Annotated in this window: 12 protein-coding genes; 6 read left to right on the forward strand and 6 right to left on the reverse strand. The window is 61.2% G+C overall.

Annotated elements, in window-relative coordinates; all coding sequences use genetic code 11:
• Window positions 1-96 precede the first annotated feature (96 nt).
• The 4 genes from C5J26_RS30545 to C5J26_RS30560 all read right to left on the reverse strand — a co-directional run bounded on the left by C5J26_RS30545 (window position 97) and on the right by C5J26_RS30560 (window position 5,065).
• Window positions 97-591, reverse strand: coding sequence for a DUF4334 domain-containing protein (locus tag C5J26_RS30545; RefSeq protein WP_371681968.1), 495 nt, complete (start codon window positions 589-591; stop codon window positions 97-99).
• 13 nt (window positions 592-604) lie between these two features.
• The gene (locus C5J26_RS30550) at window positions 605-1,516 is read right to left on the reverse strand and encodes a hypothetical protein (RefSeq protein ID WP_105405197.1); all 912 of its coding nucleotides are present in this window, start codon (window positions 1,514-1,516) and stop codon (window positions 605-607) included.
• A gap of 57 nt (window positions 1,517-1,573) precedes the next feature.
• Window positions 1,574-4,246, reverse strand: a complete 2,673-nt coding sequence (gene ligD / locus C5J26_RS30555; RefSeq protein WP_105405186.1) for a DNA ligase D — start codon at window positions 4,244-4,246, stop codon at window positions 1,574-1,576.
• Window positions 4,247-4,474: 228 nt separating this feature from the next.
• Window positions 4,475-5,065 (reverse strand): SOS response-associated peptidase, encoded by a 591-nt coding sequence (locus C5J26_RS30560; RefSeq protein ID WP_105405187.1) that lies wholly within the window; start codon window positions 5,063-5,065, stop codon window positions 4,475-4,477.
• A gap of 51 nt (window positions 5,066-5,116) precedes the next feature.
• On the opposite strand from C5J26_RS30560, the gene C5J26_RS30565 reads away from it, so the two are divergent.
• The 5 genes from C5J26_RS30565 (at window position 5,117) to C5J26_RS30590 (ending at window position 12,698) form a co-directional block, all read left to right on the forward strand.
• On the forward strand, window positions 5,117-5,629 hold the full coding sequence (locus tag C5J26_RS30565; protein WP_172746208.1) for an SOS response-associated peptidase family protein: 513 nt from the start codon (window positions 5,117-5,119) through the stop codon (window positions 5,627-5,629).
• Between the two features lie 408 nt (window positions 5,630-6,037).
• Complete coding sequence (locus C5J26_RS30575) at window positions 6,038-6,790, forward strand: ImuA family protein (RefSeq protein ID WP_105405188.1); 753 nt, start codon at window positions 6,038-6,040, stop codon at window positions 6,788-6,790.
• Window positions 6,711-8,222, forward strand: a complete 1,512-nt coding sequence (locus tag C5J26_RS30580; protein ID WP_172746209.1) for a DNA polymerase Y family protein — start codon at window positions 6,711-6,713, stop codon at window positions 8,220-8,222. Before C5J26_RS30575 ends, C5J26_RS30580 begins: the two co-directional genes overlap by 80 nt.
• Window positions 8,219-11,476 carry an error-prone DNA polymerase gene (locus C5J26_RS30585; RefSeq protein ID WP_105405189.1) on the forward strand — a complete coding sequence of 1,086 codons (3,258 nt, stop codon included), beginning with the start codon at window positions 8,219-8,221 and terminating at the stop codon, window positions 11,474-11,476. Before C5J26_RS30580 ends, C5J26_RS30585 begins: the two co-directional genes overlap by 4 nt.
• 127 nt (window positions 11,477-11,603) lie before the next feature.
• Window positions 11,604-12,698 (forward strand): GSU2403 family nucleotidyltransferase fold protein, encoded by a 1,095-nt coding sequence (locus tag C5J26_RS30590; protein ID WP_105405190.1) that lies wholly within the window; start codon window positions 11,604-11,606, stop codon window positions 12,696-12,698.
• 101 nt (window positions 12,699-12,799) lie between these two features.
• Here C5J26_RS30590 and C5J26_RS30595 read toward each other — a convergent pair whose 3' ends face one another.
• On the reverse strand, window positions 12,800-13,408 hold the full coding sequence (locus C5J26_RS30595) for a J domain-containing protein (RefSeq protein WP_105405200.1): 609 nt from the start codon (window positions 13,406-13,408) through the stop codon (window positions 12,800-12,802).
• A gap of 114 nt (window positions 13,409-13,522) precedes the next feature.
• On the reverse strand, window positions 13,523-13,741 hold the full coding sequence (locus tag C5J26_RS30600; RefSeq protein WP_105405191.1) for a helix-turn-helix domain-containing protein: 219 nt from the start codon (window positions 13,739-13,741) through the stop codon (window positions 13,523-13,525).
• A 264-nt stretch (window positions 13,742-14,005) separates the two neighbouring features.
• On the opposite strand from C5J26_RS30600, the gene C5J26_RS30605 reads away from it, so the two are divergent.
• Window positions 14,006-14,599 carry a hypothetical protein gene (locus C5J26_RS30605; protein ID WP_105405192.1) on the forward strand — a complete coding sequence of 198 codons (594 nt, stop codon included), beginning with the start codon at window positions 14,006-14,008 and terminating at the stop codon, window positions 14,597-14,599.
• The last annotated feature ends 62 nt before the right edge of the window (window positions 14,600-14,661 follow it).

The raw sequence follows: 14,661 nt of genomic DNA on the forward strand, positions 1-14,661 counted from the left end.
GCCACACCCGGACGATCGCGCAGACAGACAAGCTGCTGCGCAGGCGATCATCGAAGACGGGTGGCAGCAGATAGATGATCGTCCGAGCCGGAGAATTCAAGGGTCTGCTCGTGCCGAGCCTGATGGCGGCTCGACCCGTTCAAGTTCGAAGAAGTAGATCCGCTCGTCGCCTTCAATCACCATCGCCCCCATCATCCTGTGCTCGTCAATCCTGCGAAGGTGGTCTACGATCGGTTGCTCGTCATAGATGATCGCAGCGCTTGTCACTCCGTGAAACGACATCGTCTGCAGCGACGCAACCGGCCCTTTTGCCCGCAGCCCGCGCTGAAGGTACGAAAACAGGTTTTTCACGGGACGTGTTCTTCCGACCTTATGGAAGCGAAGCGCCAGACGCAGCGGGATCCTCGCGGGATCGATTGGTGTCAGCCTGTGCTGACCGGATCGAAACAAGAGCGCGTCCGCGCGCAATTCCGATGGAAACCGTTTGCCGAACCAGCCGAGATTTTCCAACACGCCGTCGAACGGATGGCCGGACGGGATGCCGCGACCCTGCCATAGCCCGATCATCTCGCTGGGCTTGATCGGCGGCAAGCTTAGAAACTTCTCAAGGGTTTTCTGCTGTTCGCTCAGAGGACGCTTCCTTTTCCCTGCGCTCCCTCGTCCGCCTCCTGGATTTGGCGTCCCGCCGCGCGGTCCGCAGTTCCTCCAGCGTCGGAAGCCACCAGCCGCGATCGAGTTCTTGTGGTCCCGGAGATGTCCGCGCCGGCCAGGTGGTCACCAATTCTTCCAGCGAGCCTGATCGCCACGATGCCCAGACATAATTCTTATCGCGATTTGCGGGGAAGTAGAACGTATCGACAGTCGCCGTATCTGCCAATTCGCCGTGCGTGCCAGTAAAGAAAAGGACTCCGACATGGGTGCTGACAGCGCGCTCCAGCGGCGGGCCATCATTGGCCGGGACGGGATATCGTTTCCGTCGACGCTCCCTGGTCCGTGCCTTCGACGCCTCGTCTTCCTCTGTACCCTTGATTGCTTCACGCCGCGCCTTCCGCATCTCAGGCTCGTTGCGTTCGGCGGCCGTCTCAATTGCCGGCCACCGCCGGCGGAGTTCGTCCAACGACCGGTAAGGCACCGTCCACAGCCGTCGGTCGGCATCCCAGCGCGCGAAGGGAATGTCCCGGATCTCGTTGACGATGGTGCGGGAATAGGGCGTCCGAATTTGAAGGGAAGAAGGCCCCGCGTCCAGATAGTGGCTTTCGATCGGATCGAATGCGAAGGCATCTCTGCCCTTCTCGTCGGCGAAGGCCTCGGCTTCCGCTTCCATCTCGGCGAGCCAGCGGCCGATACGTCTCTGGGCGGTCCGTCCCGGCACGAACCAGGCATTGAGACGATCGCTCCATCGCGCGCGGGGAAACGCTTCGCGAAAGCGCTGCACCGTGATGCGATCATGAGGCAGCTCTGTCGTCGCGCCAGCACGCGGCGTTGAGGGAGCATCGCTGTCCGGTTCCGGTTCCATCGTGCTGTAACGCGGAATTACGAATTCGGGTTCACTCGCCATGCTGCGGCCGATCACTCAGGCCGCCTGCTTCATCGACTTGGCGAGCCGCTTGATCGCCTGCTGGAGCGATCGCTGCCCGTCGCAATAGTCCTGCCAGGCGCTCGATTTCGCCAGCAGCGCCGGCACGGTGCGGATCGTGAACCGCTTCGGATCGAGATCCGTCTTCACTTGGGCCCAGGTCAGCGGCATTGATACCGTGGCGCCGGGCCGGGCGCGCGGTGATAGTGGTGCGACCGCGGTCGCCATGCGGTCGTTGCGCAGGTAATCGAGGAAGATGCGACCGTTGCGCTGGTTCTTCGCCATCTTGATCAGGTAGAGCTCAGGGTTTTCGCGTGCCATCTGCTGGCAGACGTCATGGGCAAAGCCTTTGGCTTCCGGCCAAGCGAGCTTCTTGCCCTTCGCCACCGCAAGCGGCGTGACCACATGCAAGCCCTTGCCGCCCGTCGTCTTGCAGAAGCTGACAAGGCCGAGTTCCTCCAGCCGGTCACGCATCTCCCGAGCGGCTTCGACGACGGTGGAGAAGGGGACGTCCGGACCGGGATCGAGGTCGAACACCAGGCGACCCGGCACTTCGGGTAGTTCCGGTTCGCAATTCCAGGGATGCAGCTCGACGCCGCCGATCTGCGCGATCGCGGCGAGGCCCTCGACGCGATCAATCTGCAGATAGGGTTTCTTGTCGCCGAACACCTGCACCAGCTCGAGCAGGTTCGACGTTCCGGGCATGGCATGGCGCTGGAAGAACTGCTCGCCGCCGATGCCATCGGGGGTTCGGATGATCGAGCACGGCCGGCCCTTGATGTGGTCGATAAGCCAGGGGCCGACGGCTTCGTAGTAGGTGGCGAGATCGACCTTGGTCACCGGCTTGTCGTCGCCAGCGTCGGGCCACAGCGGCTTCTCCGGATTGGAGATCAACACGCCCATGACGTTCGCCTTGCCGCCCTTCCGGAAAGATTTAGCGGGAGTTGGCTTTTCGGCCTCTGCCTCCGGATCAGGCACATCGGCTGCTACGGGTGAGACAGGCTTCTCAGCGACGACTTCCCCCGCCGGCTTATCCTCGCGCAGGCCTTTGAATGCCGCCTGCCGAACCAGGCCATCGGCTGTCCAACCGGCGAACTGGATCTCGGCGACGAGTTCCGGTTTGAGCCAGACGATGTTAGGATCCTTGTTTGGCGCGCCGATCCCCGTAAACGGCGACTTGGTGGTTTCCAGCTGGCGGAGCTTCGGCAAAATCGTATCGACGACTTTTGCGCCGTAACCCGTCCCGACCCGGCCGACATAAACGAAATGATCACCCCGGTTGACGCCGACGAGCAGCGAGCGGAACTTGCCGTTCGTTTTGGCATAGGCGCCGATCACCACTTCATGGCCGGCCCGGCATTTGGACTTGGCCCACGTTTCAGTGCGGCCGGATTGATAAGGCGCATCGGCCTGTTTCGAAACGATGCCTTCGAGCGACAGGCGGCAGGCCGATTTCAGGACGGCGTCGCCACCGGTTTCGAAATGCTCGACGAAACGCAGGCGTGGATCGTCGCCTGCGTCGTTGAGCAGGGTCTGCAGACGATCCTTGCGCTCGGTCAGCGGCAGTTGTCGGAGATCCTCATTGCCTTCAAACAGCAGGTCGAAGGCGAAATACACCAGCGCATCGGTCTTGCCTTCCGACAGCGCCGCCTGCAGCGCGGCAAAGTCCGGCGCGCCGTGTTCGTCGAGAGCGCAGATCTCGCCATCGATGATCGCGTCAGGGAGGGCGGAACCAGATGCGGCTATTGCCGGATATCTTGCTGTCCAGTCGAGGCCTTTGCGAGTCTTGAGCGTCACTTCGCCGTTTTCGATGCGCATCTGGATGCGATAGCCGTCGAACTTGATCTCATGGATCCAGCCGTCCGCCGTGGGTGGACGCTCAAGCGTTTCGCAGAGCTGCGGAGCGATGAACCCCGGCATTGTTGACTTTGCTGACTTGGAAGCTTTGGCCGGCGCGGCTTTCCTTTTGGTTTTGGTTTCGGCTTTGCGTTCTTCGGCGGCGAGGCCGTGGTTGCTGTCCCAGACGGCATCCGCCTGAACGTCACCGCTCTCGACCATGAACGGTTTGGGCTTCTTGCCCTTGCCGGCGGCGATCGCCTCCATCGTCCGACCGGAGGCGACAGAGGTGGGGTTGTCCTCAAGGACAGCCGCGCCGTCTTCCTCGAGGGAAAATTCATCGTGATGCTTGATCAGCAGCCAATTGGTGCGCTTGCCGCCATCGCGGTCATTGCGCATCCGCACCAGCACAAAGCTGCCATGCAGACGCTCGCCCTCCAGCCTGAATTTGAGATCTCCTTTGGCCAATCCCTGTTCCGGGCTTTTGTTACCCTCCGGCTCCCAATAGCCACGGTCCCAGAGCATGACCGTGCCACCGCCATACTGGCCTTTCGGGATCGTGCCTTCACAGTCGCCATAGTCGAGCGGATGACCCTCGACCTCGACGGCAAGACGCTTGTCGTGTGGATCGAGCGACGGTCCCTTGGTCACCGCCCAGGACTTGAATACTCCATCTAGTTCCAGGCGAAGATCGTAGTGCAGCCGCGTCGCGTCATGTTTCTGGATGATGAAGCGACGGCGGTTCGACGCCTTCAGCTTCGCCTTTCCGCTCGGCTCCTGCGTCTTTAGAAAATCGCGTTTCTGCTTGTATTTTGAGAGCTTGTCGCTGGCCATCGCGTTCCCCGGTACACTTCCGCCATCCGCGTCGAATGACGACGGAACTGAGGCGCGGGCTGGAGAGGTGGGACGCTCGACTGCCATTTCGTTGGCCGCAAGGAGAGCTTTCATCATCCCTGTCACGTCCAGTTGACACGGCACGCGACCTCGGAACTGAGAAGCATCCAGCCCGCATTTTGTTCCAACTCAGCCCGTTGAGATGCGGTGATGGAAACAGAAAGCGCGTCAGCCGACCTGCTTGACATTGAGGGTGCCGGCGGGAAGCGGCCTGATCAGAGACTTCGCCGAGACAGATGGATCGAGCCATTCGGCCCAGGCGTCCCGTTCGAGGATGACGATCTGCCGGTCGTGGTAAGGCGCGAGATCCGGGCCAGGCTCCATCGTCAGCATGGTGAAGGCTTGCCCGACGTCATCCGTCTGGCGCCAGATTCCGGCGATGCAGAAAATTGGTTCGTCCTTCTTGGTGAACAGCCACTTGTCCTTGCGCTTTTTGCCTTTTTCGGTTGGTTCGGTGAACTCGTAGAAACCATCGGCGACGATCAGGCATCGGTTGGAATCGAACTCGCGTCCATCGGAGCGGAAATTATAGACCGGCCGCTTGTTCTGGCCAGGCCAACTCCATCGGCGCTGGACGAGGTCCGCCTCGTCGCGCGTTCCCTCGATTGTGCGGATGATCGGCGCCATATCTGTGATCTTGATGTCTTCGCGTGCCTCAACGTTCGGTGCACCTTCACCAAAGCGGATCTTGATCTTGAGATGGGCGAAATCCTCCACAATCGACGCCACGTCCACCATCAGCCGATAATCATTGCACATGCTTTCCTCGCAGTTCTTGTTGTGAAGCGTGGTTCTTGCTATGTTCTACATATGATGAACGCGGAGGTTTTCCAGTCCGACGCCCCGCTCGACGAGCGCCGCGTCATCATAAGACGGCATGACGGCGATGTGGAGATGGTGGAGCTGCCCTGGGGGTTGCGTCGGCTCGATGGCGGCCCACGCGCGGCCAATGTCGTCCGCTCTGAAGGAAGGACGTTTCCAACCCACCACCGCTGTCTGGTGCCGGCATCCGAGTTTCGCCATCGCAGTGGGGCGAGGAACTTCTGTTTCTCGTTCAAGAACGGTGACTGGTTCTATTTCGCGGGTATCTGGCGGCAGGCGTCCCATGGCTGGCCGGAGGCCTATGCCGTCCTGACGATCGAGGCGAATGTCGACATCGCACCCTACCATGACCGGCAGATGGCGGTGCTGACGCGCGATCGGCGGATGGACTGGCTCGATGGGGTCGTACCGGAAGATGAAATCCTGCGGCCACTCCCGGCAGGTACATTCCGCGTCAAGCCTCTTTCGAACGCTTCGTTCCAGTCAAGATTGGCGGTCTAAAGCGCGAGCCGCAACTGCGGCGCCTTATCACCTGCGTTGCGCCAGTGAGGACAGCAACACTTCGGGCGGGGGGCCATGACCGTCCGGCCGCTTGATCCGCGACGTTTTGTCGGCGGGGTGCCCTCATGCGCGGGGATCGAGAAGAAATTTGCAGACACTACGACGATCCCGTCTTGTCCCCGCAATTCACACCAAGGAGTAGCGAGCGCACGCAGCGCTCCAAAAAAGTCTGCCAGCCGTTATTGGGCTGATTCTTCTGAGTATTCTTCCGATTCCTAATGTTCAGGATAATATTCCCATCCCTCCGGTTGCTTGACTCTTTTGTTGGGGCGGAACAGAAAGAGAACATCTGCATTCTGTCTGACATGATGTCGGCCGACAACGCGACCTTGAAGGGAGCCGTGAACGATGACTGCTGCCCGCGAAAGGGTGATTTCCGATCTGCGCGAGCGCATTGCCTCGCTGGAGGGCGTGTCAGCCAGAAAGGCGGGCTGTCTGTCCTTTGGGGTGCCGGAAATCGATGCGGTCCTGCCGGGAGGTGGCCTGGCCTATGGCGCCCTGCATGAATTTGCCGGTGGCGGATCGGGCACGGTGGATGGCGCGGCAGCAGCGCTCTGTGCCGCAGGCATCGCGGCCCGCACCAAAGGCCCGATCGTCTGGTGCCTGACGCGGCCAGACCTGTTCTTTCCTGCACTCGCCCAGGTCGGTCTCCATCCCGACCGGGTGATCTTTGTCGAATCCGACAAGGAGGAAGACGTGCTGGCAAACATGGAGGAGGGGCTGTCCTTTGGTGGGCTCGGCGCTGTGGTCGGTGAACTCGTCCGCCTACCGATGGTCAGCTCGCGCCGGCTGCAGCTGGCGGCCGAGCGGACGGGCACGATGGCGCTTGCCGTCCGACGCTGGCGACGGCAGACGGAGGCGAATGATTTCGGGCAGCCGACGGCGTCGGCCACGCGGTGGCGGGTGAGCGTCATGCCGTCGGAGGAATTGCCGGTGCCGGGTGTGGGGAGGGCCCAATGGTTGCTGGAACTGATGCGCGTGAAAGCGGGTGAATGTGCTGAGTTTCTCGTGAGGGCGTGCGATGACAAGGGTCGTCTCGATCTATCTTCCGGATCTGCCGACGGATCGCATTCGTCGCGCCGATCCGTCTATTCCTCCTGAACAGGCAATAGCCGTGATCGCCAGGAGCGGCTCGAAACGCTGGGTGTCGGCCGCCGACGCCGCCGCCCGAAAAGCCGGCGTGCATGTCGGCATGCCGGCGGCGAAAGCACAGGCGCTGTTCCGCGGCCTGATGCTGGTCGATGCGGATCCTGTAAAGGATGCCGCAGCGCTTGAGCGCATTACCCTTTGGGCGCTGACGCTCTATTCGCCGATCGTCGCCGTCGATGGGATCGACGGGATCGTCATGGACACCGAGGGTGCCGATCACCTGCAGGGCGGCGAGCTCGCCATGGTGACCAAGATCGCTAATCAGTTCCTGGCAAAAAAACTCACCGCCCGTGTCGCGATCGCCGACACCTGGGGTGCAGCGCATGCCTGCGCCCGTGCCATCAGCCGCGAAACGGTCATCGTGCCGACCGGTGAGACCGTCCGCGCCGTCGAAAAGCTGTCGATATCGTTGCTGCGCCTTCCGGGGAAAGTCGTCGGCGATCTGCGCACGCTCGGCTTCCAGACGATCGGCGAATTGGCGAACACGCCGCGCGCGCCGCTGACGCTTCGTTTTGGTCCGGAGATTGGCCGGCGGCTCGACCAGATGTTCGGCCGCGCTTCCGAACCGATCGATCCGATCCGCACCGCCGAAACTATCGAGGTCTCCAGAGCCTTCGCCGAGCCGATCGGTGCTGCCGAAACCATCAACAAATATGTCGGCCGGCTGGTCGTACAACTGATCGAGGAGCTGCAAAGGCGTGGCCTTGGTGTTCGGCGCGCCGACCTGATCGTCGAAAAAGTTGACGGTTCGCGGCAGGCAATCCGCGCCGGAACGGTGAAGGCGGTGCGCGATGTCGCCTGGCTGACGAAGCTGTTCCGCGACCGGACGGAAAAGATCGAACCCGGCTTCGGGATCGAGAAGCTGACCCTGGCCGCCGTCATGGCCGAGCCGCTGGAGGAGCGCCAGAAATCCTCCTCGCTGGTCGAGGAGGAAGTGAAGGACGTCACACCGCTGATCGATATCTACGGCAACCGCGGCCAGCGTGTGTATCGGGTAGCACCGGTTGCCTCCGACGTGCCCGAGCGCTCCGTCCAGCGGATCGGTCCTGCTGCCGATCCGGTAGAGGTCACCTGGGTCAGTCATTGGCGCCGGCCGGTTCGGCTGCTGGCGCGTCCGGAGCTGATCGAGGCCATCGCCTTGCTGCCGGACCGCCCGCCGGTCTCGATCACCTGGCGCGGCAAGCGGCGGAAGGTCAAGCGGGCCGATGGTCCCGAGAGGATTTTTGGCGAGTGGTGGCAGCGCGACGCCGAGATGGAGGCTGTGCGGGACTATTTCGTCATCGAAGACGAGGCGGGCGAGCGTCTCTGGGTGTTTCGCTCCGGTGATGGCATCGATCCTGACACCGGAAGCCATCGCTGGTTCTGCCATGGGATCTTCGCATGAGCTATGCCGAGCTGCAGGTCACGACCCATTTTTCCTTCTTGCGCGGTGCAAGCTCGGGGCAGGAACTGTTCGAAACCGCCAAGGCTCTTGGCATCGAAGCCCTTGGCGTTGTCGACCGCAATTCGCTGGCCGGGATCGTGCGGGCGCTTGAAGCATCGCGCGCCACGGGATTACGCCTCGTTGTCGGTTGCCGGCTCGATCTGGCCGACGGCATGTCGGTGCTGGTCTATCCGACCGACCGGGCTGCCTATTCCCGGCTGACCCGCCTCATCACGCTTGGCAAGTCGCGCGGCGGAAAGAACAACTGTATCCTGCACTGGGACGACGTCGTCGCATACAATGGCGGCATGATCGGCATTCTTGTGCCGGACCTGCCGGATGACGTCTGCGCGATCCAGCTGCGCAAGATGGCCGAGCTGTTTGGTGATCGGGCCTATGTGTCGCTTTGTCTGCGGCGCCGGCAGAACGACCAGCTGCGCCTGCATGAGATTTCCAATCTTGCGGCGCGGTTCAAGGTGAAGACGGTCGTCACCAATGATGTCCTCTTCCATGAGCCAGGCCGCCGGCAGTTGCAGGACATTGTCACCTGCATTCGCACCCGCACCACGATCGACGAGGTCGGTTTCGAGCGCGAGCGCCATGCCGACCGATACCTCAAGCCGCCGGCAGAAATGGAGCGGCTGTTTCCGCGATACCGGCAAGCCCTCGCGCGAACCATGGAGATCGTCCGTCGCTGCACTTTCTCGCTCGAAGAGCTCACCTACCAATATCCGGAGGAGGCGATCGTACCGGGCAAGGATGCTCAAGGATCGCTGGAGCATTATGTCTGGCAATGCGTGCCCGATCGCTATCCCGAAGGTCTGCCGCCCGATGTGTTGAAGGTCGTGCGCCACGAGCTCGATCTCATCCGCACCATGAAATACGCGCCCTATTTTCTGACCGTTTTCTCGATCGTGCGCTATGCAAGGTCACAGGGCATTCTCTGCCAGGGCCGTGGATCGGCCGCCAACAGCGCCGTCTGCTACATTCTCGGCATCACCAGCATCGACCCCTCGACGAATGATCTTCTGTTCGAACGCTTCGTATCGCAGGAGCGTGACGAACCGCCTGATATCGATGTCGATTTCGAGCACGAGCGGCGCGAAGAGGTGATCCAGTGGATTTACCGCACTTATACCAGAGAAAAGGCAGCGCTCTGCGCCACCGTGACCCGCTATCGGGCGCGCGGCGCGATCCGCGATGTCGGCAAGGCACTTGGTTTGCCGGAGGACGTGATCAAGGCGCTGTCGTCTGGCATGTGGTCCTGGTCGGAAGAGGTCTGCGATCGCAATGTCCGCGAGCTCAATCTCAATCCAGACGACCGGCGTCTTGTGCTGACTTTGAAGCTCGCACAGCAATTGATGGGCGCGCCACGGCATCTCGGCCAGCATCCCGGCGGTTTTGTCCTCACCCATGATCGGCTCGACGATCTCGTGCCGATCGAACCGGCGACGATGAAGGACCGTCAGATCATCGAATGGGACAAGGACGACGTCGAAGCCCTGAAATTCATGAAGGTGGACATCCTGGCGCTTGGAATGCTGACCTGCATGGCCAAGGCGTTCGATCTGATCCGCGAGCACAAGGATCGCGATCTCGATCTGTCTGACATCGAGCAGGAGGATCCTGCGACCTATGCGATGATCCGCAAGGCCGATACGCTCGGCACGTTTCAGATCGAAAGCCGCGCCCAGATGGCGATGCTGCCGCGGCTGAAACCCCGGACCTTCTACGACCTCGTGGTACAGGTCGCCATTGTCCGGCCCGGCCCGATCCAGGGCGACATGGTGCATCCCTATCTGCGCCGGCGCGAAGGCAAGGAGGCCGTCGAATATCCGACGCCCGAGCTGGAAGCGGTGCTCGGCAAGACGCTCGGCGTGCCGCTGTTTCAAGAGTCGGCGATGAGGGTCGCGATGGTCTGCGCCGGCTTTACCGGTGGCGAGGCCGACCAGCTGCGCAAGTCGATGGCGACTTTCAAGTTCACCGGCGGCGTTTCGCGGTTCAAGGAAAAGCTCGTGTCCGGCATGGTGAGGAATGGCTACACTCAGGAATTCGCCGAAAAGACCTTCTCCCAGCTCGAAGGCTTTGGCTCCTATGGTTTTCCGGAGAGCCATGCGGCGTCGTTCGCGCTGATCGCCTATGCGTCGAGCTATATCAAATGCCATTATCCGGAAGCCTTCTGCGCGGCGCTCATCAATTCGCAGCCGATGGGTTTTTACGCGCCGGCCCAGATTGTCGGCGACGCGAGAGCCCACGGCGTCGAGGTGCGACCGGTCTGCATCAACCGGTCCCGATGGGACTGCACCCTGGAGCGGATCGGGAGCAGTGATCGGCATGCTGTCCGGCTCGGGTTTCGGCAGGTGAAGGGATTGGCGGTCGCTGACGCCGCGCGGATCGTCGCCGCGCGCATGGGCAATGCCTTTGCCTCGGTTGACGATATGTGGCGCCGATCCGGCGTGCCATCGGAGGCGCTCGTCCAGCTCGCCAAGGCGGATGCCTTTCTGCCGTCGCTGAAGCTTGAGCGCCGGGATGCGCTCTGGGCGATCAAGGCGCTGCGCGACGAACCCCTGCCGTTGTTTGCCGCTGCGGCCCACCGGGAAATGGCTGCAATCGCCGAGCAGCAGGAGCCGGAGGTGGCACTTCGGCAGATGACGGACGGGCATAACGTCATCGAGGACTACAGTCATACCGGGCTGACATTGCGGCAGCATCCGATCGCCTTCCTGCGCAAGGATTTATCAGCGCGCAACATCATCACCTGTGCAGAGGCGATGAATTCGAGGGACGGGCGCTGGGTTTATACCGCCGGTCTTGTCCTCGTGCGGCAAAAGCCCGGATCGGCCAGGGGCGTCATGTTCATCACCATCGAGGACGAGACCGGACCGGCCAACCTCGTCGTCTGGCCGACACTGTTTGAAAAACGCCGGCGGGTCGTTCTCGGATCCTCGATGATGGCGATCAATGGCCGGATCCAGCGGGAAGGAGAGGTCGTGCATCTTGTCGCCCAGCAGCTGTTTGATCTGTCAGGCGACCTTGTGGGCCTTGCCGATCGTGACGAAGAGTTCAAGCTGCCGGCCGGCCGTGGTGATGAATTTGCGCGGGGAGGTGGGCCGGATCCGCGGGATCAACCGAAGCCGGTTATAGCCGCGCGCGACATGTTCGTGCCTGATCTTCATATCGATACGCTGAAGGTGAAGAGCAGGAATTTTCATTGATATTCAATCTAAGAGCTGGTCTTTGGTTCAAACCGGGCATAGGCGCTAGAGCTAGGATCCCATCTTGCGGCATCCTCTCGATGGTTATACTGTTTTTGAAAAACAGTATAACGCCAAAGTCGAGCCTATGAAGTCCATCGACCTCATGTACCAGACGATGCTCGCCGAGTTGGGCCAGCGCTCGCTCGATGCCGCCTGGACGGCCGACTTCCCTCCGGAAGGCCGGTTCACCCCGGCGAACATCAAGGGGCGCAAGTACTGGTACTTCGATATACCCGATGGACAGGGCGGTACAAAACGTCGCTATGTCGGCTCTGCCGACGATCCGGATATCGCGCAGCGCGTAGCCGATCACAAGCGGGACAAGGACGATCTCCGCGCTCGCAGGCGCTTGGTCAACACTTTGACCCGCGACGGTGGGATGATCGCCCCTGACGCCATGTCGGGCGACATCGTCGAGGCCCTTGCAGACGGCGGTCTCTTTCGGCTCCGGGCTGTTCTCATCGGCACAGTGGCTTTTCAGTGCTATTCCGGACTGCTGGGCGTGCGCCTTCCCATGGCTGCGATCCTGACCGGCGATGCGGATATCGCCCAGGATTATGCCATCAGCCGGGAGGTTGAAGACAGCCTGCCTCCGATCGTTGGGCTGCTGCAGGGCGTCGACGCCAGCTTCCGGCCGGTTCCCCATCGATCGGGATCTGCGGCCTCGTCGGCGTTCCAAAATGCTGACGGCTACCGGGTCGAATTCCTGACGTCGAACCGTGGTTCGGATGACTACATCGACCAGCCGGCAACGATGCCTGCCCTTGGTGGCGCCAGCGCGGATCCACTACGCTTTCTCGACTTCCTCATCAGGGAACCCGTCAGGACAATGCTGCTCCACCGGAGCGGTGTCCCGGTCGTTGTCCCGGATCCGTCCCGGTACGCGATCCACAAGCTCATCGTCGCCAGCCGCCGGCACCTTGACGGGCAGGGGGCAGCGAAGCGGGAGAAGGACGTCCGCCAAGCTGCGCTGCTTTTTGAGGCCCTGCTGCAGACGAGGCGGTCCGCAGAATTGGCGCTCGTCTACAACGAAGCATGGGAACGCGGGCCTGCGTGGCAGGAAGGCATTCGAGCCGGGGCTGGGATGCTGCCGGCACAAGATGCCGAGCGGCTTAAGACGGTCCTGATCGAGGGGGCAAAGAAAAATCGCGAAGAAATTGAACTTCCGTTTGGAGAGTAGGCTGTCTTCCGCCTCGAAAGCCAAGCAGTTGATTTGAAGTCGCGGACAAACGGAGTGCCAGGAATCCGGGTCCTCAAGAGAAAAAAGCACCGTCGCCAGTTTCAACAGAAGCCGTTGAGCTTGAGGATCTTATGAGCTTCTATGGCCGCCCGGAGCTCGTCTTCCGAATTGCGATCGCCTTGATTGGCGTCCGGGTGGTGCATCTTGAGTTTCTCCTTGTAGCGCCTCCTGATCTCTTCAGGTGTCGCGTCGGGTGAAATGCCGAGCGTCTCGAATGCTTTTGCTTCAAGAACCTTGAGCTTGCGAACCCGTTTCGCGGCGCTTGCCGCTTGCCGCTCGGCTGCACTCTTTCGCGCATTGATCGCTTTTGCTGAGCCTGATCGGGCCTTGGATGGGAGAGGGGGTTCTGTAACTCGATTGACCTTTACGCCAATGGTTGCCCGAAGACCGCTGGCGGCCTCTCGCTGATAACGGGCGGTCACGGGATCGGACAGGCTTGGTGAAAAGTTGTAGCCCTTGGTATATGCCGCCAAATGCGTGGGACAGAATAGCAGAAATAGCCCTTCTGCTTCACGCCCCACCGGCGCACGGTGCGTGCCGCTCTGTTCGCATCCGTCCCATTGGCAATTTGGCCCACTTGGTTCCTGATGTCGAGGCTGGATTTTGCGGATTGGCCGCAGGCTCACAAAGATCTTTGAGTCAGAGGTCATGGCGCCGTTATAGGGCGACCCCGCTTTACGGGGCAAGATAGAAGGAGACCGAAATGCCCGGCTCTCGTCCGGGGCGGGATCTACCTGCCGTCGGGGCTTCTCGGACAGTGTGCGCTACTTCTCGTGCTCCGTCGCCCGCGCGAAACGTACCCCTACGCCGCCGCCATTCTCCGGGATGAATTCGATACCGGCTGCTTCGATGGCGCTCTGGACAGCAGTAATTGTCGAGGCGCGCAAGTTCTCACCTCGTTCGAGTCTCGCAATCGTGTCTGGGGAAACCCCGGCGTTCCTGGCTAGATCACGCGTGCCCCAGCCTAGAGCTGTCCGAGCCATTTTGCACTGGATCGGCTTCAATTCGTATCACCGCTACGATTTTGTGTTGAAATGCAAATCATCTGCCGTTATCGTATCCCTGTTACGAATTAATCCAGCCTTCGTCCCTTAGCGTGAGGCTCAACCACAACCTGGTTTCTGGAGCTTGGATCATGGCTGATTCTGAGAATAGCAGAACTTTGTCTGCAATCATCCGCCGAAAATTACCGTGGGCAAAACTGAACGCGATACTCACGGATCTCGTTCTGATCGGAGGCGGTCCCAATGGCCACCTCCGGCAATAAGGATGCCTCCCCCGAGACCACGCGCAGAAACTTCCTTGCACGCGCTGCGGCTTCGATCGCAGCCGCGCCCGCCCCGGCAGGTGCAATGGTGCGGACGGAGAGATCGGAGCAAGGCGATCCGGTGGTATCACTTTGGAGAGATTGGATGGCCGCTCATAGGCTTTGCGGGGAAGCCTGCCGCCGCCAGCAAAAGCTCGAGAGTGAGTTGCTCCGGCAATTCAGAAGTTTCCCCCGCACGAAAGTCCCGTTCTCCGAAGACTGTGGTTTCATCTGGGCGTATTCAGGTCGGGAGATAGACCGTCTCCTGCCGAACGCTGATCAGGATGAAATGCGGCGGCAAGCAAGGGCCGCATTGGCGGCCCGCCGGCGCGAATGGAAGGCGGCGGACAAGCGGGCCGGATATACCAGGGCGAAGAAAGCCGAGGAGGAAATCGCAGATGTCGAGGAGGCTTTGGCAAAGGAATTGTGGAATGCGGTGCCTCAATCTGTCGCCGGCGTCGCGGTGAAGCGTAAGCGCTGTTGTCTCCGCACCTTGACCACCCCTGAACGAACTTACTCCTCCGCTGACAACTGAGCGTGTGGGTCGTGGTACCGTCGCCTGTCATTGTCTTTGGGAGGCCGAAATGTGCAAGAGAG

This window comes from Neorhizobium sp. T7_12 (assembly GCF_002968535.1).
GTDB lineage: Bacteria > Pseudomonadota > Alphaproteobacteria > Rhizobiales > Rhizobiaceae > Neorhizobium > Neorhizobium tomejilense.